General features: G+C 32.2%; 22 protein-coding genes, 1 tRNA gene and 1 pseudogene. 6 read left to right on the top strand and 18 right to left on the bottom strand.

Features of this window, described 5'->3' with window-relative positions:
- Positions 1-52: 52 nt before the first annotated feature.
- Complete coding sequence (locus FC55_RS02465; RefSeq protein ID WP_003699753.1) at positions 53-718, bottom strand: Crp/Fnr family transcriptional regulator; 666 nt, start codon at positions 716-718, stop codon at positions 53-55.
- Positions 719-898: 180 nt separating this feature from the next.
- Between FC55_RS02465 and FC55_RS02460 the strand changes: the two genes are divergently transcribed.
- On the top strand, positions 899-1,798 hold the full coding sequence (locus tag FC55_RS02460; RefSeq protein WP_003699752.1) for a mechanosensitive ion channel family protein: 900 nt from the start codon (positions 899-901) through the stop codon (positions 1,796-1,798).
- A gap of 96 nt (positions 1,799-1,894) precedes the next feature.
- On the opposite strand, the gene FC55_RS02455 is transcribed toward FC55_RS02460, so the two are convergent.
- The 3 genes from FC55_RS02455 to cbpB form a co-directional block, all read right to left on the bottom strand.
- Positions 1,895-3,040 carry an N-acetyldiaminopimelate deacetylase gene (locus FC55_RS02455; protein ID WP_003699751.1) on the bottom strand — a complete coding sequence of 382 codons (1,146 nt, stop codon included), beginning with the start codon at positions 3,038-3,040 and terminating at the stop codon, positions 1,895-1,897.
- 117 nt (positions 3,041-3,157) lie between these two features.
- A complete protein-coding gene (dapD, locus tag FC55_RS02450; RefSeq protein ID WP_003699750.1) occupies positions 3,158-3,862 on the bottom strand; it encodes a 2,3,4,5-tetrahydropyridine-2,6-dicarboxylate N-acetyltransferase in 705 nt (234 codons plus the stop codon).
- Positions 3,863-3,887: 25 nt separating this feature from the next.
- The gene (cbpB, locus tag FC55_RS02445; protein WP_003705862.1) at positions 3,888-4,352 is read right to left on the bottom strand and encodes a cyclic-di-AMP-binding protein CbpB; all 465 of its coding nucleotides are present in this window, start codon (positions 4,350-4,352) and stop codon (positions 3,888-3,890) included.
- A 213-nt stretch (positions 4,353-4,565) separates the two neighbouring features.
- On the opposite strand from cbpB, the gene FC55_RS02440 reads away from it, so the two are divergent.
- Entirely contained in the window at positions 4,566-5,303 is a 738-nt protein-coding gene (locus FC55_RS02440; RefSeq protein WP_003699748.1) for an MIP/aquaporin family protein, read from the top strand.
- Between the two features lie 110 nt (positions 5,304-5,413).
- On the opposite strand, the gene FC55_RS02435 is transcribed toward FC55_RS02440, so the two are convergent.
- Positions 5,414-7,600: an LTA synthase family protein gene (locus FC55_RS02435; RefSeq protein WP_035149660.1), complete on the bottom strand. Its 2,187-nt coding sequence runs from the start codon at positions 7,598-7,600 to the stop codon at positions 5,414-5,416.
- 226 nt (positions 7,601-7,826) lie between these two features.
- Between FC55_RS02435 and FC55_RS02430 the strand changes: the two genes are divergently transcribed.
- The gene (locus FC55_RS02430) at positions 7,827-9,179 is read left to right on the top strand and encodes a glucose-6-phosphate isomerase (protein WP_003699746.1); all 1,353 of its coding nucleotides are present in this window, start codon (positions 7,827-7,829) and stop codon (positions 9,177-9,179) included.
- 69 nt (positions 9,180-9,248) lie between these two features.
- Here the strand turns inward: FC55_RS02430 and zwf are convergent, their stop codons facing one another.
- From zwf to fabZ (FC55_RS02360), 13 genes and pseudogenes are all read right to left on the bottom strand, one after another.
- A complete protein-coding gene (gene zwf, locus FC55_RS02425) occupies positions 9,249-10,733 on the bottom strand; it encodes a glucose-6-phosphate dehydrogenase (RefSeq protein WP_003705857.1) in 1,485 nt (494 codons plus the stop codon).
- Positions 10,734-10,879: 146 nt separating this feature from the next.
- Positions 10,880-11,638, bottom strand: a complete 759-nt coding sequence (gene fabI, locus FC55_RS02420; protein WP_035149655.1) for an enoyl-ACP reductase FabI — start codon at positions 11,636-11,638, stop codon at positions 10,880-10,882.
- A 15-nt stretch (positions 11,639-11,653) separates the two neighbouring features.
- Positions 11,654-13,294 (bottom strand): annotated as a pseudogene (accD, locus tag FC55_RS10080) (acetyl-CoA carboxylase, carboxyltransferase subunit beta).
- Positions 13,281-14,660, bottom strand: coding sequence for an acetyl-CoA carboxylase biotin carboxylase subunit (gene accC, locus FC55_RS02405; protein WP_003699741.1), 1,380 nt, complete (start codon positions 14,658-14,660; stop codon positions 13,281-13,283). The pseudogene accD and the gene accC overlap by 14 nt, the downstream one beginning before the upstream one ends.
- Before the next feature lie 31 nt (positions 14,661-14,691).
- Complete coding sequence (gene fabZ, locus FC55_RS02400) at positions 14,692-15,114, bottom strand: 3-hydroxyacyl-ACP dehydratase FabZ (RefSeq protein ID WP_003699740.1); 423 nt, start codon at positions 15,112-15,114, stop codon at positions 14,692-14,694.
- 4 nt (positions 15,115-15,118) lie between these two features.
- Positions 15,119-15,568: an acetyl-CoA carboxylase biotin carboxyl carrier protein gene (accB, locus tag FC55_RS02395; RefSeq protein WP_035149650.1), complete on the bottom strand. Its 450-nt coding sequence runs from the start codon at positions 15,566-15,568 to the stop codon at positions 15,119-15,121.
- A gap of 2 nt (positions 15,569-15,570) precedes the next feature.
- Entirely contained in the window at positions 15,571-16,809 is a 1,239-nt protein-coding gene (gene fabF, locus FC55_RS02390; protein ID WP_003699737.1) for a beta-ketoacyl-ACP synthase II, read from the bottom strand.
- A gap of 12 nt (positions 16,810-16,821) precedes the next feature.
- On the bottom strand, positions 16,822-17,553 hold the full coding sequence (gene fabG / locus FC55_RS02385; RefSeq protein ID WP_003699736.1) for a 3-oxoacyl-[acyl-carrier-protein] reductase: 732 nt from the start codon (positions 17,551-17,553) through the stop codon (positions 16,822-16,824).
- Positions 17,554-18,492, bottom strand: coding sequence for an ACP S-malonyltransferase (locus tag FC55_RS02380; protein ID WP_003699735.1), 939 nt, complete (start codon positions 18,490-18,492; stop codon positions 17,554-17,556). It lies immediately after the preceding gene.
- Positions 18,493-18,505: 13 nt separating this feature from the next.
- Positions 18,506-18,748 carry an acyl carrier protein gene (locus tag FC55_RS02375; protein ID WP_003699734.1) on the bottom strand — a complete coding sequence of 81 codons (243 nt, stop codon included), beginning with the start codon at positions 18,746-18,748 and terminating at the stop codon, positions 18,506-18,508.
- 19 nt (positions 18,749-18,767) lie between these two features.
- Positions 18,768-19,748: a beta-ketoacyl-ACP synthase III gene (locus FC55_RS02370; protein WP_003699733.1), complete on the bottom strand. Its 981-nt coding sequence runs from the start codon at positions 19,746-19,748 to the stop codon at positions 18,768-18,770.
- A 16-nt stretch (positions 19,749-19,764) separates the two neighbouring features.
- Positions 19,765-20,205, bottom strand: coding sequence for a MarR family winged helix-turn-helix transcriptional regulator (locus FC55_RS02365; RefSeq protein ID WP_003699732.1), 441 nt, complete (start codon positions 20,203-20,205; stop codon positions 19,765-19,767).
- Positions 20,206-20,281: 76 nt separating this feature from the next.
- Complete coding sequence (fabZ, locus tag FC55_RS02360; RefSeq protein ID WP_004563897.1) at positions 20,282-20,728, bottom strand: 3-hydroxyacyl-ACP dehydratase FabZ; 447 nt, start codon at positions 20,726-20,728, stop codon at positions 20,282-20,284.
- Positions 20,729-21,130: 402 nt separating this feature from the next.
- On the opposite strand from fabZ (FC55_RS02360), the gene FC55_RS02355 reads away from it, so the two are divergent.
- From FC55_RS02355 to FC55_RS02345, 3 genes are all read left to right on the top strand, one after another.
- Positions 21,131-21,415 carry a hypothetical protein gene (locus FC55_RS02355; RefSeq protein ID WP_035149645.1) on the top strand — a complete coding sequence of 95 codons (285 nt, stop codon included), beginning with the start codon at positions 21,131-21,133 and terminating at the stop codon, positions 21,413-21,415.
- Positions 21,416-21,462: 47 nt separating this feature from the next.
- Positions 21,463-21,546: transfer RNA gene (locus FC55_RS02350), tRNA-Leu, on the top strand.
- 147 nt (positions 21,547-21,693) lie between these two features.
- Complete coding sequence (locus FC55_RS02345) at positions 21,694-22,335, top strand: hypothetical protein (protein WP_003699728.1); 642 nt, start codon at positions 21,694-21,696, stop codon at positions 22,333-22,335.
- Positions 22,336-22,681 lie beyond the last annotated feature (346 nt).

Below are 22,681 nucleotides of genomic sequence, written 5' to 3'. Positions count from 1 at the left end.
CTCAGTATATTTTATCACAATTATGTATCTATTTACTCATTTAAGCCTATCTTCATAGGAATTTCTTAAATTCTTCAATTGCTTTGTTAGCTATTCTCATATTTCTTTCCTTCTGGAGAAGAACTCTTTTTTGTCTTAATTCTTTTATTTTTTTGTTAACTGTTACACGTGTAGTACCTAATATTTTAGATAATTTCTCTTGATTTAATGATCGGGGTAATTCATAATGTCCATGCTTATCTTTCTCATCTATAAATATTGCATATAGTCTACATGTCCTATCTAATGCTTCTAGTTTATTACGATTACCAATTTCTTGAGATAAACTCTTTAAAAAATCCAGTTCCTCAATAATATCATCCCAAACTAGATTACAAAATTCTTTACCTGCTCTAACTAATTTCTCCATAACATCATGTTTAATAACCAATACAGTCGCTATTTTAGAAGCAACTGTTACTCTTTCACAACATAACTCTTCATTTTGACTAAAATTAGGGAAAAATCTTCCCCTACCTTTATAAAAAGGAACCTCCCTATCACCGTATAACTTTGTAATTTCAATATTTCCATTTATTAAATAGTAATAGTGTGTACGATCATCAACTTCATTGTAAATAGTTTCTGCATACTTGAATTTTTTTATACGACAAGCTCTTGCTAAAATCTCCTGTTCTTCATTACTTAAAGTGAATTCTTTTTTTATTATACTTCTCATAATTCCTCCTTAAATTAAATATTTTCTATATATAGTACCTAATTATTTACTCCATTTGTATATCTTGCTCTTAATTCTCATTATTAATTAATTATTTTACAAAAAATTTTGCAACATTATTTTTACAATTTAAATTTCTTGCTTTTTTTGATATGCTTAATTTAGTCATTTTCAGAAAGGATGGGAATTTTGCTTAATTTTTGGTTGGAATCTAATATCATTACTAAAAAAGTTAGCACTGATACTAATATTTTCAAAAAATATATCGATAACTTCAATTGGGATGAATTACTTTCTAAAGTTATAACAACAACTATTTTGTTGCTGTTAGTCTCGTTGCTATTTTATATTTTTCATTATATTGGTAAGAAAATTATCAAACGAGCTTTTAAAAAAAATCGTTTAGTTGAGTCATTGTCTCCTGGAAGAATTAATACAGCTTACACATTATCACAAAATATCTTCCATTATTTTATTTTGTTCTTCTATTTTTATGCGGTATTATCTTTGTTAGGAATTCCAATAGGCTCTTTAATTGCTGGTGCTGGAATCATGGGTGTTGCAATAGGTTTAGGTGCTCAAGGATTTGTTACTGACGTGGTTACTGGATTTTTTATTCTTTTAGAACAACAATTTACAGTTGGTGATGACGTTAAGATCGGGACTATTTCTGGAAAGGTAGCAGCTTTTGGTTTAAGAACGACACAAATTCTTGACTATGATGGTACCCTACATTACATACCTAATCGAAGCATCACAATTGTTAGCAATCTTTCACGTAATGATATGCGAGCCCAAATTGATATCCATGTTAAGCCTAACCAAGACTTTGATAAAATTAAAACTGTTATACAAAATGTAAACAAATCCTTAACTCCCAAATTTGATGATATTACCAAAAAACCGCAAATTTTAGGTGTAGTTGAAACTCCAAATGGTCTTGTTTACAGAGTAATTATTTTTACTAAAAATGGTGCCCAAGCTCCTGTTCAAAGGGCATTTCTCGCAAAATATTTAGAGGCTTTAAAACAAGCTGGTTTAGAGATGCCTATTTCTCCTATTAATCTATCAGCTAAGTAATCAATTATATATAGCAAATACCCCGTAATTATTAGATAAAAATCTAAGTAACTACGGGGTATATTTTTATGAATAAAAGACACATTCAAAATACATCTATTTATTTAAGCTTTCTTGTCTATTTTTAAGATAACCTGTGATTGCATTTACACCTAACATAATTGCTTCTTCTTTAGGTGCTAAATATTCAGAATGTAGAGAATAAGGACTATCTACTCCTAACCAAAACATTGTTCCTGGAATTTTTGAAATTAAATAGCCAAAGTCTTCCCCTGTCATCGCAGGTAATGTTTCAACAAAATCTACATCATCTTCATTTTTCATATAATTAATGAAAGCTTCTGTTGTATTATCATCATTTTCAACAGGATAATACCCGCCTTGATGTAAATCGATTTCCAATTCACAATCAAAACTATGTGCTATTCCTTCAGCAATTGTACGTACACGCTTTTGAATAAGCAAATTATTTTCTTGAGTTAAAGCTCTGATTGTTCCATCTATTTGACAAACACCAGAAATTACATTTCCTGTTGTTCCTGCAGAAAAATGACCTAAAGTAACTACACCTGATTGAATTGGATCGACATTTCTACTTACAATAGTTTGAATTTGGTTAACGAATTGAGCTCCTGCAACTACCATATCATTAGCTTGATGTGGATATGCAGCATGCCCACTTTTACCAATAAATTTCACATGTATTTCACATGTACCTGCAAACAAAGTACCTTTACGACAACCAATTGTACCAGCAGGAAGTTGTGGATTATCATGTAATGCATAGATTTCATCTGGCATCCATTCGTCTAATTCACCACTTTGATAAAGTTTCATTCCACCACTTGCATTTTCTTCCGCAGGTTGGAAAATAAATGTCATATTATATTTAGGACGATGACTAGCAAAATAACTTAATACACCTAAAGCAACCGTCATATGAATATCGTGTCCACATGCATGCATCCTTCCTTCATGCTTTGATGAAAATGGCAAACCTGTTTTTTCCTCAACTGGTAATCCATCAATATCAGTTCTATAACCTATGGTATAATTCTTATTTTCACCATTAAGATGAACCAAGATAGCTGTCTTCCATCTTTTTATCTCTAAATTCTCTTGTGGTAAGCCGTTAATTATTTTTAACAAATAATCAGAAGTTTCATATTCCTCCAAACCGATTTCTGGTATTTGATGAAGATCTCTTCGGATTTTTATTAATTCATTTTCTTGTAAAGTCATAATTACACCCTTTATCTATTTTAATCATACTCATTATACTCTAATATAACCAGATTAAATAGTCCTATAAACAAAAAAACATGTGAAACAACTTATATTTCACATGCTCTTTATTAATTATAATTTACGTAAATCATCAACAATTTCAGTTTTAGAATTATCCACTTGGGAAACATCTTTAACTTTCTTAGCAGGCATTCCCATAACTACAGTGTAAGGTTCTACATCTTTAGTAACAACAGCGCCAGCACCTACCACTGCACCTTTACCAACACGTACACCTTCAAGGACTACTGCATTAGCTCCGATTAAAACATCATCTTCAATCACAACTGGTTGTGCAGAAGGTGGTTCTACCACACCTGCTAATACTGTTCCAGCACCGATATGACAGTTCTTGCCGACAATCGCACGGCCACCTAATACAGCTCCCATGTCTATCATTGAGCCTTCGCCTATTTCAGCACCAATATTGATTACAGCTCCCATCATAACAACAGCATTATCACCAATTTCAACTTGGTCACGGATAATTGCGCCTGGTTCAATTCTTGCATTGAATTTCTTCTTATCTACCATCGCTACCCCAGTATTTCGACCATCATTTTCTAGATGATAACTTTCAACAGAGGAATCCTTCAAGATAGGTTCTACATCTGCCCAATCACCAAACATAACACCAACATTGTCAGTAAAGTATGTTTCAACATTTGAAGGTATGTCTAAAGAATTTAAATCTCCCTTTACATAAACCTTAACTGGCGTCTTCTTTTTTGATTCAGCTATTGTTCTAATAATATCATGAGCGTCAAGTTTTGCCATTATTTTTCCTCCTTATTAGGCCTAATTATTTAGGTTCAGTTACATAAAAATTATCAAATTCATGTGATAAATAATTCATACTTTTTAATAATTCTCTTCTGGTAACAATACCTAAAAAACGATTATCATCATCTACAACAACTAAAAAAGGTTGATTAACTAAGCGATGCAATATCTCCTCACAATCAGCTGTCGGTTTTATTGTTTCTACCTCTGTCTGCATAACATCTTTAACTTGTTTTTTTGAAAGACATCTTGCATCGATTCCTTTTAATCCTAACATTTCTTCAGTTATCATAGACAATGAAAGTAATCCTTTAAATTTTTGATTATGATCTAAAACAGGAATTTTAGCATATCTCACCTTAGTCAATACCATAAAAGCATGATCTAAATGATTTTCTTCTTGAACATTTGCTACAATATCAGCTGGAATTAAAAAATCCTCACTGTTTCTCATTAACATTTGTTCAATTGGTTGTGACATCATATGTAATTTCCTCCTTTAATCACTAATAATATTCTAGTGTATTGTTTGAATATATTGCAACTAAAAACACTATTTTCACAAACTTTTTTGATTTTTGAAAATTATTACTCTAATTTTCAAGTTGCTTATTGACATAGCTTTAATCACTCATTATTATAATATGAGTATTAATATTACTTACATACATATAACATATATCTTTAGGAGGATAATATGGATTTTCCATTATTTACACGATTAGCTGCAGAATTTTTTGGAACTGCAATTATGCTTATGTTAGGTAACGGATCTGTAGCTGACGTTGAATTAAAAGGAACTAAAGGCTACCATAGTGGTTGGATTACAATCTCTATCGGTTATGGTTTTGCTGTTTTGGTTCCAGCTTTGATGTTTGGTAGTGTTTCTGGGGGACAATTTAACCCTGCTATGACTTTAGGTTTAGCTATCAATGGAGCATTTCCATGGAATGAAGCATTTTTATACATATTAGCACAATTCTTAGGTGCCATCGCTGGTCAATTGGTCGTAGTTGCTTGTTTCTACCCTCACTACGATATTACTGAAGACCCTGAAAGTATTTTGGGAACATTCTCAACTATTTCTGCAACAAATAGTCGTTTCAATGGTTTCGTTAACGAATTCTTTGGAACATTTACTTTAGTTTTTGGCGCTCTAGCAATTACTCATACTTCATTCTTTGAACATGGTAACCAAGGTGCTGGATACATAGGTATCGGTTTACTAGTTATGGTTTTAGTTACTTCATTCGGTGGACCTACTGGACCTGCTTTAAACCCTGCTCGTGACTTGGGTCCTCGTATCGTTCATGCATTACTTCCATTAAAACATAAAGGTTCTTCTCAATGGGATTATGCATGGGTTCCAGTATTAGCACCTATTTGCGCTGCTGTTTCAGGCGTTTTAATTTATAATATTATTTTTGGACTTTAATGTCTGAACTATAGCTAACTTTTCTTATTTATAGAAAGGTTAGCTTTTTTATTATCAAAAAAACCAGTAAAGGATAGTAACTTACTTCTTTACTGGTTTTTTCATCATTTTCATTGATCAGAATCACTTTCTGCCGATGAAGATGATGTATCTATTGATTCTTTTTTGTTGGATTTTAATGTGTTCTTTACACTTGATACATTAGCTTCATTTTGATCTGTTGTTGTTAATTCAGGTGCGTCTGAACTATAATCATCAATAGTTGTTTTATTTCCATTTTTAGACCATAGCGATGTAGACTTCTTTCCTAAATCCTCTTGAATCTTTAAAATCTGACCATATTGATTAGTGTAGTTATATTTCTTAGGATCAACAGGAGTAAATCCCGTTGGTATATAAAATCTTAAGAGATTCTTGTTATTCAATGTATCTGATAAGGAGAGTTCGGTATTAACCTTTTCCCTATCCTTCTTTATCTCATCTTTAACTTTTTGACTAGGATGGGTTAATATTTTCCCCGTACTATTTTGGTAAATAGTATTACCAACCACTGTATATTTTGGAGTTATAAAATCTTCATTTCTAAATGCAACTACTTGATCGTGTTTTGATGAAAATAAATCTGTTCCAAATTGAATGTAATCGCGAGAATCTATTCCCAATAGATGCAGTAACGTTGGCAATACATCTATTTCTCCACCATATTGAGTTTGAACACCACCATCTTTAGTACCTGGTATATGTATCATAAATGGCACTCTTTGCATTTGAGTATTATCAAAATCACTCCATGTGGATGAAGATTTACCTAACAATGAAGCTAATTTTAAATTCCTAGTATCAGATATTCCGTAGTGATCACCATATAAAACGATAATCGAGTTATCATATAATCCTGATTTCTTCAAATATTCAAAAAATTCTTGCACAGCTTGATCTAAATAATGAGCTGTCACAAAATAATTATTTATCGAAGCATCTGATGTATTAGCCTTATCGAATGATGTATTTTGATCATCTAAAGCAAAAGGAAAATGATTAGATACAGTTACAAATTTAGCATAGAAAGGTTGTTGAAGTCTTTCTAAATACTTAACAGAATCATGGAATAATAATTTATCTTTTAATCCATATTCAGTTAAATTATTTGCATCAGTATTATAGTAACTAGAATCAAAGAAATAATTATATCCTAAATTCTTATATACATTATTTCTATTCCAAAATGATCCAGAATTCCCATGAAAGACAGCCGAGGTATAACCTTGAGACTGATCTAATATAGCCGGAGCACCCTCAAATGTATTATCAGTTCCAAGTATTGAAAATAGAGAACCTTGAGATAGTCCATACGTACTGGTTTCCAACATATTTTCAGCATCAGAAGTTTTCCCCTGTCCTACCTGATTAAAAAAGTTAGCAAAACTATATGTCTCTTTACTATTGTATAAACTATTTAAAAATGGGGTAACTTCCTTATCATTTAGTTTGTAGTTGATCAAAAATTGTTGAAAACTTTCTAAATGAATAACGATTACATTACGTCCCTTTGCTATTCCATACATTTTAGAATTTGGTTCAGCATAATGATTACGCGTAAAATTAATAATATTATTTAAGTCTGAACTTCCAGCTTTATTACGAACTTGACTGTTCCTTGCTGTCTTCAATCCATCATAAACCATATAGGTATCTATTCCCAGATACTTTACTAGATAATTCCTATCAAAAGTTCTTGACAATAACTGTGGACGGCTAATTTCACCTAAAGTAATATTCAATACTAAGCAAAATAACGAAAATGAAGTTAAAGCTAATGCTTGCACTCGTGGAATTGGGCGTTTGTCTAAATGAAGAAACCCGGTGATAAAGCCTAAAGCAACTATTATTATATCTGCAACAATAATAATATCTTGTGGTTTCAACAATGCAAACGAGCTTCCACTCAATCCCTGTGATACCGTAGAGTATCCAAATATCGTATTAATTGTCATAAAATCTGTGAATTCACGATAATAGATGACATTAAACATCAGTAAAGCTGTATTCGCAATATAAATCAATCCCATAAATATATATGATGGAATCGTCCTTTTAATATATAAAGCTATCCCCAATAAGAGCAGTGTCGTAGCTAAAGGGTTAACTAAAAGTACAAAATATTGATAGATGCCCTTAACTCCTAAATGAAAGTCTATAAAATAAACTAAAATAGTCTTTAACCAAAATAAAAAGACTAGCAAGGAGAAAAATCCCCAGCGTGTGTTAAGGAACTTTTTTATTCGGAGTAAATTCAAGATAGTTACGTCCTTTCTCAATCTTAACTAACTTATAATTTTACCCCTTATCTAATTTATACGTCAATTAAGATAAAGATAAATTAAGAAATGCTTATTATCTTATACTGATATTTAAGGGATTGTAAGGAAAATTAATAATTTATCTTCATTTTATATGTTCAAATTTACTATTTTACGGTATAATGTAAGCGTACAATTATTATTAATAAGGAGAGAATATATAATGGCTCATATTTCATTTGATAGCTCTAACTTAACTAAGTTTGTTAATGACAATGAACTTGGCGAAATGCAAGCTTTAGTAACTGCTGTTGATAAAGAATTGCGCGAAGGTACTGGTGCAGGTAATGACTTCCGCGGTTTCTTAAATTTACCAGTTGATTACGACAAGGACGAATTTGACAGAATTAAAAAAGCAGCTAAAAAAATTCAATCTGATTCTGAAGTTTTAGTTGTTATTGGTATTGGTGGTTCTTACTTAGGTGCTCGTGCAGCAATCGATTTCTTACATCACCAATTCTTCAACTTATTACCAGCTGAAAAGAGAAATGCTCCACAAATTTTCTTCGCTGGTAACTCTATTTCTGGTTCTTATGTACATGACTTAATCGAATTAATCGGAGATCGTGATTTCTCTGTTAACGTAATTTCTAAGTCTGGTACAACTACAGAACCATCAATCGCATTCCGAGTATTTAAGGAAAAATTAATTGCTAAGTACGGTGTTGAAGGTGCTCGTGAACGTATCTATGCTACAACTGATCGTGCTCGTGGTGCTCTAAAGACTGAAGCTGACGCAGAAGGTTACGAAACATTTGTAATTCCTGATGATGTTGGTGGTCGTTTCTCAGTACTTACACCAGTTGGTTTATTACCTATCGCAGTTTCCGGTGCTGATATTGATAAATTGATGCAAGGTGCTGCTGATGCTCGTGAAGAATATTCTGATGCTGATTTAACAAAGAATGAAGCATACCAATATGCTGCTTTACGTAATATTTTATATCGTAAAGGTTATACAACTGAAATTCTTGAAAATTACGAACCAACATTACAATACTTTGCTGAATGGTGGAAACAATTGATGGGTGAATCTGAAGGTAAAGATGGTAAGGGTATCTATCCTTCTTCAGCAAACTTCTCAACAGACTTGCACTCACTTGGTCAATACATCCAAGAAGGTATGCGTAATTTAATGGAAACAGTTATCACTGTAGGAAATCCAACAAATGATACAGATATTCCTAAAGAAGAAGAAAATCTTGACGGCTTAGGTTACTTAGAAGGCAAGTCCATGAACTATGTAAACTCAAAAGCTTTCCAAGGTGTTGTCCTTGCTCATACAGACGGTAATGTTCCTAACATGATTGTTAACATTCCAGATCAAACAGAATACACATTAGGTTACATGATCTACTTCTTCGAAATTGCAGTTGCTATTTCTGGATACTTAAATGGTATTAATCCATTCAACCAACCTGGTGTAGAAGCATACAAGAAGAACATGTTTGCTTTACTTGGTCGTCCAGGTTACGAAGAATTAACAAAAGAACTTCAAGATCGTTTGAATAAATAATTATTAATACAAATAAAAATCACAGTTCTGAAAGATTCAGAGCTGTGATTTTTTTGTTTAGCTAAATTACTATTTAGTTGGATCAAAGAACCAATAATTTCCATCCTTAGCTAGTAGTTCATCAGAAATTTTTGGTCCCATAGTATTACAATTATAATTTGTCAATTCATCAGGGGTTACATCTTCATTATCCCATGCTGTTCTAACGGAATCAATAAATCTCCAAGAATAGTAAACCTCTTCCCAATGAACAAAATTAGTAGCATCGCCTTTTACCGCATCTAAAATTAGTTTCTCATAAGCCTCTGGTGTAATTGCTTGTGTTGAGATATCATGACGGTAGCTCAATGCTCTATTTTCCAATTTATATCCTGATTGACTAACTTTCTTAGTATTAAGAGTTAAACTCATACCTGGATTTGCATCAATATCAAATGACAAAACATTAGGTAACAATTTCTTATTAGCATTAAAAATGTTATTAGGCATATTCTTAAATACTACGTCAACACGAGTAGATTTTGCAGCTAATCTCTTACCTGTTCTAATATAAATTGGAACCCCAGCAAAATTCATACTATTAACATGAAGTTTTCCAGCAACAAAAGTTTCAGTAGTCGAATTTGGATCTACTTGATCTTCTTCACGATAACCATTTAAATCTTCTGTATGAGCATATTGTCCACGAACAAAATATTTTTTAACTTCTTCTGGAGTATACAATTGTAAAGCTTTTAATGCACTAATTTTTTCACGGCGAATATCAACATCAGTAAAAGTTACTGGTGCATTCATTGTTAATAATGAAACAATTTGTAAAATATGATTTTGAACCATATCCCTCAATGCACCTGCTGTTTCATAATACCCTGCTCTATCTTCAACACCTAGAGATTCACTCAAAGTGATTTGAATATTATCAATGTATCTATTATTCCATAGAGCACGGAAAATATTATTACCAAATCTAACAGCTAAAATATTTTGATTCATTTCTTTACCGAGATAATGATCAATACGATATACAGATTCTTCAGAGAAGTATTTTGCAATCTCATCATTTAATTCAACTGCACTTTGTAAGTCATGACCAAATGGCTTTTCAATAATTACCCTATTATAACCTTCATCTGTCACAATTTCTTCAGATTTTAGATACTTACATATTGTTCCAAAGAATCGTGGAGACATTGCTAAATAGAATAATCTATTACCATTAATTTTATATTTCTCATCCAGTTTCTCTGCCAATTTCTTCAATGTAACGTAATGTTCTACATCATTTACATTATGAGATTGATAATAAAAATGGCGAGAAAATTCTGTCGCTTGGGCAGCAGTATCTTCCATTCCGGAAATAGAATTCCTTACTACTTGTTGAAAATGTTCATCAGTCCACGGTCTACGTGCAGTGCCAATTACAGCAAATCTTTTACAAAGAAAACCTTTTTTATATAAATTAAATAAAGAAGGGTATAATTTTCTTTGTGCTAAATCACCAGTAGCACCAAAAATTATAAATAATGCATTCTGCTCTTTTCCCTTTTCAGTCATAACTACACCACTTTCGATAATCTTTATCAATAATACATAATTACATTATATACTATATTTACTAATTAAATAAACTAAAATGGTTTTAATTATAAGTTCCATATTTATAAAAAAGTTGAAAGAGACTCTCTCTTCCAACTTTTTAACTATATTAAATGGACTCCTTTATCCACGTAAATAACATCGCCTACGACACCTGTTGACAAGTCACTCATCAAGAATGCACATGTTCCGCCTACTTCTCTAATTGTTACTGATTCCCCATCAACTGTCCTTTCTTCAGACATTTTTAATAACTCTGAATGACCTTTAATTCCAGTAACAGCCAATGTCTTTATTGCTCCTGCAGAAATAGCATTAACTCTAGTACCATACTTAGCCATGTCACGAGCTAAATAACGGACACTAGCTTCTAGAGATGCTTTAGCTACTCCCATGACATTATAGTTAGGGATAGCTCTTTCTGAACCAAAATAAGTTAATGTTACAATACTAGATGGATCATTTAAAATTTCACGACCGTACTTTGCAACCGCAATTAAGGAATATGCTGAAATATCTTGAGCTAATACATATCCTTCGCGACTAGCTTGCATAATTTCTCCACCCAATTCTTCCTTGTTAGCAAAAGCAATTGCATGCAAAATTCCATCTACTTTTCCAAAGCGTTCATTCACTAATTTAAAGGCGTTTTCAATACTTGCATCATCTGAAACATCACATTCTACTAGTTTTTCTTCTTCAGAAACTAAACGACTCAAACTTTTTTTTATTCTGTCATTTTGATATGTGAATATTAATTCAGCCCCATTTTCCATCATCATCTGGGAACATCCCCATGCAATTGAACGCTTATTAGCTACTCCCATAACAAGGATTTTCTTTCCTTTTAACAAGTCTGACATTAATTTCATTCCCTTCTAAAATTTTCTATATCTCTCTTTTCTTCTTTTTACAAGTTCAAACTTTGTAAGTGAAGTTAAATTTTTTAATTCTTGTGCCAATATTTTCTTTATCTCTTTGCAAACTTTTCGATGTGAATTAGATTCTGGAATTATTCCTTCAATAATTTCTTGTTTTAATAAAGCCTCAGGAGTTAACTGCATTACTTCTGCAGCTTCATCTGCCCTTTTACTATCTTTCCATAAAATAGAAGCAAATCCTTCGGGTGATAAAATAGAATACATACTATCTTCTAACATCCAAACTTGATCTCCACATGCCAAAGCTAAAGCTCCTCCACTGCCTCCTTCACCATAAATAAATGAAATAATTGGTACCTTTAGATCACTCATTTCTAGTAAATTCCTAGCAATAGCTTCACCCTGTCCATTTTCCTCAGCAGATCGTCCGGGATAAGCACCTGAAGTATTTACAAAAGTTACGATTGGTCGATTGAATTTTTCAGCTTGTTTCATTAAACGTAAGGACTTTCTATATCCTGACGGTTCTGGACATCCAAAATGTTTCGCTATTCTCTCTTCAGGAGTACCACCTTTATCCGTTGCAATAACTGTTACAGGGATTCCATTAAATAATGCAATCCCACCTATAATTGCTTCATCATCTGAATACTTGCGATCACCATGAAGTTCAAAAAAATCATCAAAAATTCCATCTATCAATTCATTGGCAGTTACTTTTTTTAACCCACGAGCAGCAGCTACAATTTCAGAAGCCGTTTTTTTCTTCTTTAAAATTTTAGGCATCTAAAAAGCTCCTTTCATTGAATGAATTTTTACCAACCATGCTAATTTTTCTTTTTGATCTTCACGTTTAATAATATTATCAATAAATCCATTCTTTAAAACAGTTTCTGCATCTTGTAAGTCATCTGGTACCTTTTGGTGAATAGTTTGTTCTATTACACGTTTACCTGCAAATCCCAGTAATGCTCTTGGTTCAGAAAGAATTATATCTCCCTGCATTGCAAAACTTGCTGTCACTCCACCTGTAGTAGGGTCTGTAATGACAGTTATGTACAATAAACCTGCATTTGAATGTTCCTTGACTGCTTGAGAGATCTTGCTCATCTGCATTAAGGAACTAATTCCTTCTTGCATTCTAGCACCACCAGAAGCTGCAAATAATATTACTGGTAAATTCTTCTGAGTAGCTCTCTCAAACAAACGAGTTATCTTCTCGCCAGTCACAGTTCCCATTGAGCCCATAATGAAGTATGGATCCATTATGCCTAAAGCAAATTCAACATCATCAATCATTGCTATTCCAGTTAAAACTGAATCGTTAAGTTTACTGTCTTGTTGTGCTTTAATTAATTTTTCTTTATATCCAGGAAAATTTAATGGATCTTTAGTTTCTAAATCTGTATCAAATTCTTGAAAAGTATCTACTAACCATTCTAATCTCTCACGAGCATGAATTCTAAACCCATAGTAACAATTTGGACATGTTTTATACTTACCTAAATCTTTATGATATATAGATTGTTGACATTTAGGGCAAGAAATCCATAATCCCGAAGGAACTTTTTCTCCAGCTTTTTTGTTAGCCTTAATATGCTTTTTACTAATTGTTTTTAATTCATCAAATAGCTGCATCTTTATGTTCTTCCTTCCATTTAGGTAAAAAATTCTGTTCTAAATATTCAGTAGTAACTTTACCATCTAAGAAATTCTTATCTTTTAAAATATCTAAGTAGAAAGATTGATTGGTTTTTACTCCTGTAATTAGCATCTCACTCAATAAGCGTTTTACTTTTTCAATCGCCTCATGTCTGTCTTGACCTAAAGAAATTACTTTAGCAATCATTGAGTCATAAAATGGAGTGATTTCCCAACCTGCATACAAATCAGAATCTATTCTCATTCCCAAATTTCCTACTGGGAAATACAAATAGCGCACCTTGCCAACCTGTGGCATAAAATTCTTAGATGGATCTTCTGCATTGATACGGCATTCAATAGCACTTCCGTTAATTTGAATATCATTTTGATTAAAAGGTAACCTTTCCCCAGAAGCTACTTTTACTTGAGCTTTTACCAAGTCAATTCCTGTAACCATTTCTGTCACAGTATGTTCTACTTGAATACGCGTATTCATTTCCATAAAATAAAAATTATGTTGACTATCCATTAAAAATTCAATTGTTCCAGTATTAACATAGTTAATGGCATTGGCAGCTTTTATTGCTATATTTCCTAGCTCTTTTCTTTGCTCCTCAGTAATTAAAAGGCATGGACTTTCTTCTATCATCTTCTGTTTATTTCTTTGTACTGAACAATCACGTTCAGGAAAATAAACTACATTTCCTTGCTTATCACGAAAAATTTGAACTTCAATGTGCTTTACATTTGTCATTATTTTTTCTAGATACATTCTTTTATCACCGAAAGATACTTGAGCCTCACGCTTAGCCTCTTCAAATAATGATGTTAATTCATTATCGTCATTAACCTTTCTAATACCTTTGCCACCACCACCAGCTGCTGCTTTTAATAAAACCGGATATCCAACCTTATTTGCGACTTCCTTGGCTTCTTCAACAGTTTCAATGAAACCTTCACTTCCTGGAATCACAGGAACTCCACTTTTTTGCATTTGTTCTCTTGCATTAGCTTTATTTCCCATCAAATCAATTATTTCAGAATTAGGGCCGATAAAAGTTATACCTACAGCTTCACACATCTCAACAAATTGACTATTTTCAGATAAGAAACCAAAACCGGGATGGATTGCTTCCGCACCAGTTCCAATAGCAGCTGCTAAAATATTTTTCATGTTTAAATATGAATCTTGTGGACGGGCAGTTCCTACACATACAGCTTCATCTGCTAATTGTACATGTAAACTTTCTCGGTCAACAGTTGAATAAATAGCAACCGATTTTATGCCCAATTCTTTAAGTGATCGAATAATACGAACTGCAATTTCTCCACGATTAGCCACTAATACTTTCGAAAACATATTTCTACCTACCTTACTACTTACCTCTTACCTATCCAATCATAAACGTTAGTTCAGCTGTACATGCTTTTTTTCCATCTACAGTTGCAATAGCTTTTCCTAAACCAACATTATTTCGAATCTTCTCTAAAGTTACTTCTAAACGCAATGAATCACCAGGTCTAACAACTTTTCTAAATTTAGCAGACTTTATTCCACCAAAATATGCTGTTTTTCCTTTAAATTCTGGTAAAGATAATAGAGCAACAGCACCTGTTTGTGCTAATGCTTCTACAATTAATACCCCTGGCATCACTGGATTACCAGGAAAATGTCCATTAAATAATTCTTCATTGATAGTAACATTTCTTTTAGCTACTGCTTTTTCCCCTGGAATCAATTCTTCTACTCTGTCAATTAACAACATGGGATAGCGATGCGGAATTATTTTCTTTATTTCAGTTATATCTAGCACTTAACTAACCTTCCTTAATTTTAAATAAAGGTTGATCAAATTCAACTAAATCTTCATTATCAACCAAAACTTCTACAACTTCACCTGTATACTCACTCTTGATTTCTGTCATCATCTTCATGGCTTCAATAATACATACAACATCGCCCTTATGAACATGTGATCCAACAGAGACATAAGCTGCTTTTTCTGGTTCAGGTTGAAGATATACCGTTCCAACCATTGGAGATTTTATCAAACTAGCATCATCGAGATCATCGTTTTTACTGCTTACAATACTTTCATCGCTAGCTTCAATAGCTGGAGAATCAGCATAATTTTTATTATCTTGGCTAATAAATGGTGCTTCATTTTTACTCAAATGAATATGAAAACCATCCGTTGTGATTTCAAGTTCTCGTGTAGGAGAGTTATTGAAGTCTTCCATTAACTTCTTCACATCATTAAAATCCAATCTTATTCACTCCATTTTCTTAACGCTAATACCGCATTATGGCCACCAAATCCTAATGAATTACTGATAGCATATTCTAAATTAGAAGTGGTAGTCTTATCTTTTGTAACTATATTAATATTACATTCTTCATCTAATTCATTCAAACCTACATTTTCAGGTAATTGTTGCATCTGAAGAGCTCTTACCGTAATAGCTGCCTCAATTGCGCCAGCAGCTCCTAACAAATGACCTGTCATACTTTTAGTACTACTTACCATTACTGAGCTATTTTCTCCAAATACTTTATTAATTGCTAATGATTCACCACTATCATTTGCATGTGTAGCAGTTCCGTGAGCATTAACATAACCTACTTTATCGGGAGTTATACCAGCTTCATCAATGGCTTGTTTCATAGCCCTAGCTGCACCTTCACCAGTAGGATCTGGAGATGTTATATGAAAAGCATCACACGTACTACCATAACCTACAACTTCTCCCAATATCGTAGCATTTCGTTTTTGTGCATGTTCTAAGTTTTCTAAAACTAAGGTAGCTCCACCTTCACCCATTACAAATCCAGAACGATTTCTATCAAATGGTAGTGAAGCCTTTAAAGGATCTTTCTCAGGTGAAAGAGCAGTTAGAGCCGCAAATCCAGCAATTCCTATTTCGTTAACCGATGCTTCAGAGCCCCCAGTTAACATCACCTGTGCTCTACCTTCTTTAATTTGTCGATAAGCTTCCCCAATTGCATTAGTTGCAGATGAACATGCTGTTACAACTGCTGTACAAATATTTTTAGCTCCAAAATGCATCGCAATATTTCCAGCAGCCATATTAACTATGGAAGTAGGTACAAACATTGGAGAAACTCTTTTAGGACCTTTTTCATGCATCTTTATAACTTGCTCTTGAATAGTAGTAAGTCCTCCAATACCTGATCCGTAAATTACTCCCATGTCATATGAATCTGTATTCTCTTCATTTATTCCTGCTTGTTCAACAGCTTCAATCGCACTATGAACTGCATATTGAGAAAATAAATCCATTCTTTTAGCAGCTTTTTTACCAATAGAATTTTTAGGATCAAAGTCTTTCACTTCTCCAGCAACTGAAATTCCAGTCTGTGTAGCGTCAAACTTAGTAATCTTTTCTATTCCTACTTTGCTATCAAATATGTTCTTTAAGAAAGTTTCTCTGTCATTTCCGACAGGACCTACTATTCCCATTCCTGTAATAACAACTCTGTTAGTCATTAGAACCCTCCATTAAATTGTCATTCCACCATCAACAGTAATTACCTGTCCCGTTATATAATCATTTTCAGCTAAAAAGACTGCAGTTTGTGCAACTTCTTCTGCTTTTCCAAAACGATTTAAAGGGATAGTAGTGAGAATGTTTTCTTTAACTTTATCGCTTAAAACATCTGTCATATCACTAACTATCATTCCTGGAGCAATCGCATTAACTCTAATATTTCGCATAGCTCCTTCTTTTGCCACACTTTTAGTTAATCCGATAACTCCGGCTTTACTTGCTGCATAGTTAGCTTGACCAATATTTCCATGCTGTCCAATCACACTAGCAAGGTTTATAATTACTCCTGATCGTTGCTTATACATTTTCTTTACAACAGCTTGTGTCATTTGGAAAGTTCCAATTAGGTTAACATCAATTACAGATTTAAAATCTGCAGGTTTCATTCCAATTAGTAACTTATCATTAGTTATTCCGGCATTGTTAATTAGTATATCTATTCTACCAAATTTTTCGATGGCTTCTTTAACAATTCTTTTAACATCACTTTCTATACTGATATCACCAAGAATAACATCATAGTTACAACCAATTTCTTCCATCTTACTAATCATATCATTAGGTATTTGATGGCGTCCATTTAAAACTACAGTACTTCCTTTTCTAGCAAAAGCTAATGCTATTTCTGCACCAATTCCTCTTGAACTTCCAGTGACTAGAACTACTTTTTCTTTTAATTCCATTTATTCACTTTCTTTCACACTATCTATGAATTTTTTAAAATCACTTAATTTACTAATGTGATATCTTTTAATACTTTTATCAATTTGCTTAGTAAATTTGCTTAATGTTTTCCCAGGACCTATTTCAAGTACCGTATCTATATTTTTATTATTAATTAAATATTGAACACATTCACCAAAATGTGTTGGTTTAACGATTTGTTTAGCTAATATTTCTGCTAAAGAATCTTTTTCAAAAGGACGCATTGTAGTATTACTTACAACTAAGTTACTTCCTTCAGTAAATGCCACATTTGATAATCTCTTTTTCATCTTTTGACTTGCATTAGTAAAAAGTGGAGTATGAAAAGCTCCACTTACCTTTAACTCTACTACTTTCTTAGCTGCATTTAGACTATCTATCTTATCTACAACATCTACTAATTCTTCGCCATCTCCACCTATTACTGATTGTTTAGGCGTATTATAATTAGCTACATATACATTTGGATAATCGGTACATAATTTTTCAATTACTTCTATTTGAGGGTCAATAATTGCTGCCATTTTACTATCAACTTTATTAGCATCATCTTGCATGTAAATAGCACGATCTTTAAGTACTGACATTCCATCGCTAAAAGATAATTTCTGACTTGCAATTAAAGCACTATATTCTCCTAGAGATAAACCAACCATGCCTTCAACAGCTAACTTATCACCTAGAGTATTCTGTAACATTTTCCAGATACCTATACTCATAGCAACTATTGCAGGTTGAATATATTTTGTTTCAGAAAGTTTATCTCCATCGTTAGCAAATACTGAAGTAATTTTAAAATCTGCAATCTCACTAGCTTTATCTACACAGTCCTTAAAAATTGGACTTTCCTGGTAAAAATCTAATCCCATATCTGTAAATTGGGATCCTTGACCACTAAATAAGATGGCTAATTTCATAATTAATTACCTTCTATTTGTTATCCAATTCTTTTTTCACGTAAGTAACTACATCTTGAATTGTTTTGATGTTTTCATCAGCTTCTAACTTAATGTCTAAATCATCTTCTAGTTCATTCATAATTTCAAAAACATCTAAACTATCTGCGTCTAAATCATCTTTGATATCTGCTGTTAAAGTTACATCATCTACATCTACATCCAATTGTTCTACTACGATATCTTGTACTTTCTTTAATACTTCTGCTTCTGTCATTTCAAATTCTCTCCTTAAATTAATATTTAATAATATGAGTACCGACTGTTAAGCCACCACCAAAGCCACTTAATGCTAGCGTCATCCCTCTTTTTACAATTCCATTTTCTATTAACTCATCTAATAAAAGAGGTTCACTAGCTGCCGAAGTATTTCCAAAACTATCTATGTTAATTGGAAATTTTTCTTCATTTTGCTTTAATTTTTTAGCTACTTGTCGAATAATTCTTGAATTTGCTTGATGCAAAATAAAATAATCTATATCTTCCAAACTAAGGTTAGCTTTTTGCACTGCCCTTAGAATAGATTGGGGAACCTCCCTAGTCGCAAAAGTATATACTCTTCTGCCATCCATTTTGAAAGTCGTATATTTCCTTATGCTATCCAAATCTGGAAATTTTTCTAACGGATCAGTTATTCCTGCTGTTAAAAACTCAGCTTCATTTCCAATAGTTTTCAAATCACTGCTGATAAATTTAGAATCTGTATCTTCTTTTAACTCAATCAAAGCACCTGCTGCACCGTCCCCGAAAAGTACAGCCGTTGATCTGTCATTCCAATCTATCAACTTAGAAATATTTTCACTTCCAATTAGCATAGCCCTTTTTAAATTCATATTCCTTAGCATTGCTTCAACAATACTTAAACCATATATATATCCTGAACATGCAGCTGAAATATCAAAACAAACTGCATTATCAGCACTTATTCTTCCTTGAACAATAGCCGCTGTTGCTGGTGTAAAAGAATTAGGAGACATTGTAGCAACTATTATTAAATCTAAAGAATTAGGATTCCATCCACTTTTTGTTAATAACTTTTCTGCTACTTTCTCTGCTAAATCAGCTGTACTCTCATTTAAGCTTATATGCCTCTTCTTTATTCCAGTTCGTTGGCTTATCCATTCATCAGATGTATCCATAAATTCTGTTAATCTTTGATTATCTATAACTTCAGGTGGAACATAACGTGCTGTATAAGATATTTCTATATTTTCCAAACCTAGTTCTCCTTAGTTAAGAGTGCTCTTTTAGAAAATCTTCTAAATTATGAATGGCTTTTTCAATAGTTTTTATTTCATCTGGATTTAAATCCTTCAAAAAACTTTTAACCATCATCCTATGAAAAGCATCATGTGCTCGATAAACTAGTCTACCTTTTTTAGTCAAACCTATTCTAATAATTCTCCTATCATCATTCCCTCTAATGCGTTCAGCATAACCTTTTCGACATAGTCTATCTATTGTTGCAGTCAACGTTCCAGGGGTTAAATGAAGCTTTTTAGCAACTTGTGAAGCTGTTTGATGATCATACATTGAAATTGCATTTATTGCATGCATCTCTTTAATCGTGATATCACTAAAAACACTCTTACGTAACTCACTTTCTTCAATCCATACAATATCAGCATAAATTTTTTCTAAAGCATCATTTATTACTTGATATCTTTCATCCATCCCTATACCGCCTTATCTTTCGTATTCCAAATAATTTGATTATCAAAATAATAACCGAAATAAGACTACTTTGCAACTACAACTTCTTGTCTCTATCCGCAACGATAAACATTAATTCAGCTGTACAAGCTTTCTTTCCATTCACGATAACTTGAGTATCTACTATCCCCATATTCTCGTGTTTCTTTTTCATTTCGACATTTAATTTTAAAACATCGCCCGGTCTGACAACTTTTCTAAATTTAGCTTTACTTATAGAACCTAAATAAGCTGTTTTCCCTACAAATTCTGGAGATTTCAAAATAAGTATTGACGCAGCTTGAGCTAAAGTTTCAATTAGTAAAACTCCCGGCATTACAGGATTTCCTGGAAAATGTCCTCTGAAAAAAGATTCATTAATTGTTACATTTTTTGTTGCGATAATTTTCTCACCAGGTACTAGCTCATCAACATAGTCAATGTAACAGATCGGATAACGATTAGGAATCATATCCATTATTTCCTGTGCATCCATAATTGCCACACAAAGCACCTCACTTAAAATTATTTCGAACATCAAAATATTCGATGAACAAATCATAATTTATTGATTTTATTTTGTCAAATCACGCAAAAATGACTATGAAAAAAATTCATCAAATAAAAAAATATATTTTTACAAAACAAAATAAATGGATATTTTGATTTCTCAAAATATCCACTATATGCCATTAAAATAGTTATTCTTCAAAATATTGTTCTTTATATAATTTATATAACTATAACTAATTTATTATTTATACAGATGATACTATATAATTTTTACCTTTTAAACATATTTTGAATATCAAAATTCTAATCAAAATATAATTTTAAAAAGAAAAATAAACTACTTTTGTGGTATTATAAATATACGATATTTATAGTTGTTAAGGAGATGAATATAATGTTTCTATCAACAAGTGGTCTCAATCAATCTTATATTTTAAAGGGTATAGTTAATGCTACCGTGAAAAGAACTCTTAAAGCAGAAGAATTAAATGAAGTAGATCAATTTGACAATCTTTACGCTCAAGTTCAAAAAAAATTGGAAAATAAAGCACTTGAACTTGATGCTGATGGCGTAATTGATATTCGCTTTGTCCCTCAAATAGTCCGTGTTTCTGTTGGTCCAAAGTATATGTTATTACACGGATACGGAACTGCTATTAGCTTTCCTAAAAAGAACTAGCATTATTGCAAATAGTAATACTTTATTGTAAAATTACTATTGTTCTTGCCTCCGTGGCGGAATTGGCAGACGCGCAACGTTCAGGTCGTTGTTTGGTTTTCCAAGTGCAAGTTCGACTCTTGTCGGAGGCATTTTTATTGATTTTTACTAACTTCTAATCATTGCTAAATCTTATTTTATAGTTTTTTGATTATCTTGGATCAGTATTAATTATTACTGAAACTGGTGGCGTACTATAGTTTTACTTATCTAGTATAAGATTATAAAGGTGGTTTTTTATGTTATTTGATTTATTAAATGATACTAGTAAACATCAATTAGACAACTTAGAAGAGTTTGATAAATTTATTTTTTATCATTACACTACTTTTGACGACAATAAAATTGAAGAATTGATTCATCTTCGTTCTTTAATAGATTTAATAAACGATAAAAATTCTCAATTAGGCAAGTTTTTAATTGAAAATGATGTAACAGTAGATATTTCTAATCTCACAGTAAAATTTAGGAATGAGCCCCCTATATTATTAAAAAGTGGTGCTGATCCAGTTTGTATAAATAACCTATATCAACGTTTAACAACTGACTATACTATAAGCGGCTTTTTAATAGATGATTTTTGGGATTATTCATCTATTTCTGAGTATCCTGAGATAATTTATACTTTGAATGATGTTATAAATAAAAGCTTTATTACTGATATCGATCTGTGCGAAAAATGGAAATCTAGAAATTTTTCTACTTATCAAATTAAATGTATTGCTCCTGTAGCTTCTTCTAACAGTCCACAGCTTAAAAAAAATATTGTAAATGCTATCAACAATTACACCTCTCTAAATAAGAATTACAATGATTTCCTCGTAACAGATATTGATCCAAAAAGTATAGAGATTCTAGATATTAAAAAAATAACTATTTAACACAATCGCAAGAGATGACATCTTCTTTAATCACTAAACACTATAATAGAAAAATTAGACGGCTTGATTGTGGAATTTTAAATTTTTCCTCAGTCAAGCCGTCCTTGTTTATATAACACACCTAATGTTATATACAATTTTTTAATAGATTGTTCTAGTCCTTCAATAATTACTTAGTCGTTCTTCAAAACTAGTCTTACTTCCATTCATTTTTGAAACTCTTTTTTAGCATATATGACCTTAAGTTAAACTAATTATACCAGCATCTAAACTAAATTTCCTAAACGTAGTCTATTTTAATAGTTCCACAGAGTCCTTTAGCTGTTACTTTGGAGATTCCGTGTGA

This window comes from Ligilactobacillus salivarius DSM 20555 = ATCC 11741, assembly GCF_001435955.1.
Lineage (GTDB): Bacteria > Bacillota > Bacilli > Lactobacillales > Lactobacillaceae > Ligilactobacillus > Ligilactobacillus salivarius.
This window is presented reverse-complemented; position numbering and strand designations above follow the sequence as displayed.

Excerpts from the sequence above, each read along its gene's own strand:
- FC55_RS02465 (WP_003699753.1), bottom strand. The coding sequence starts at position 718 with ATGAGAAGTATAATAAAAAAAGAATTCACTTTAAGTAATGAAGAACAG.
- FC55_RS02460 (WP_003699752.1), top strand. The coding sequence starts at position 899 with ATGGGAATTTTGCTTAATTTTTGGTTGGAATCTAATATCATTACTAAA.
- FC55_RS02455 (WP_003699751.1), bottom strand. The coding sequence starts at position 3,040 with ATGACTTTACAAGAAAATGAATTAATAAAAATCCGAAGAGATCTTCAT.
- dapD (WP_003699750.1), bottom strand. The coding sequence starts at position 3,862 with ATGGCAAAACTTGACGCTCATGATATTATTAGAACAATAGCTGAATCA.
- cbpB (WP_003705862.1), bottom strand. The coding sequence starts at position 4,352 with ATGATGTCACAACCAATTGAACAAATGTTAATGAGAAACAGTGAGGAT.
- FC55_RS02440 (WP_003699748.1), top strand. The coding sequence starts at position 4,566 with ATGGATTTTCCATTATTTACACGATTAGCTGCAGAATTTTTTGGAACT.
- FC55_RS02430 (WP_003699746.1), top strand. The coding sequence starts at position 7,827 with ATGGCTCATATTTCATTTGATAGCTCTAACTTAACTAAGTTTGTTAAT.
- zwf (WP_003705857.1), bottom strand. The coding sequence starts at position 10,733 with ATGACTGAAAAGGGAAAAGAGCAGAATGCATTATTTATAATTTTTGGT.
- fabI (WP_035149655.1), bottom strand. The coding sequence starts at position 11,638 with ATGTCAGACTTGTTAAAAGGAAAGAAAATCCTTGTTATGGGAGTAGCT.
- accC (WP_003699741.1), bottom strand. The coding sequence starts at position 14,660 with ATGTTTTCGAAAGTATTAGTGGCTAATCGTGGAGAAATTGCAGTTCGT.
- fabF (WP_003699737.1), bottom strand. The coding sequence starts at position 16,809 with ATGACTAACAGAGTTGTTATTACAGGAATGGGAATAGTAGGTCCTGTC.
- fabG (WP_003699736.1), bottom strand. The coding sequence starts at position 17,553 with ATGGAATTAAAAGAAAAAGTAGTTCTAGTCACTGGAAGTTCAAGAGGA.
- FC55_RS02380 (WP_003699735.1), bottom strand. The coding sequence starts at position 18,492 with ATGAAATTAGCCATCTTATTTAGTGGTCAAGGATCCCAATTTACAGAT.
- FC55_RS02375 (WP_003699734.1), bottom strand. The coding sequence starts at position 18,748 with ATGACAGAAGCAGAAGTATTAAAGAAAGTACAAGATATCGTAGTAGAA.
- FC55_RS02365 (WP_003699732.1), bottom strand. The coding sequence starts at position 20,205 with ATGGATGAAAGATATCAAGTAATAAATGATGCTTTAGAAAAAATTTAT.
- FC55_RS02355 (WP_035149645.1), top strand. The coding sequence starts at position 21,131 with ATGTTTCTATCAACAAGTGGTCTCAATCAATCTTATATTTTAAAGGGT.
- FC55_RS02345 (WP_003699728.1), top strand. The coding sequence starts at position 21,694 with ATGTTATTTGATTTATTAAATGATACTAGTAAACATCAATTAGACAAC.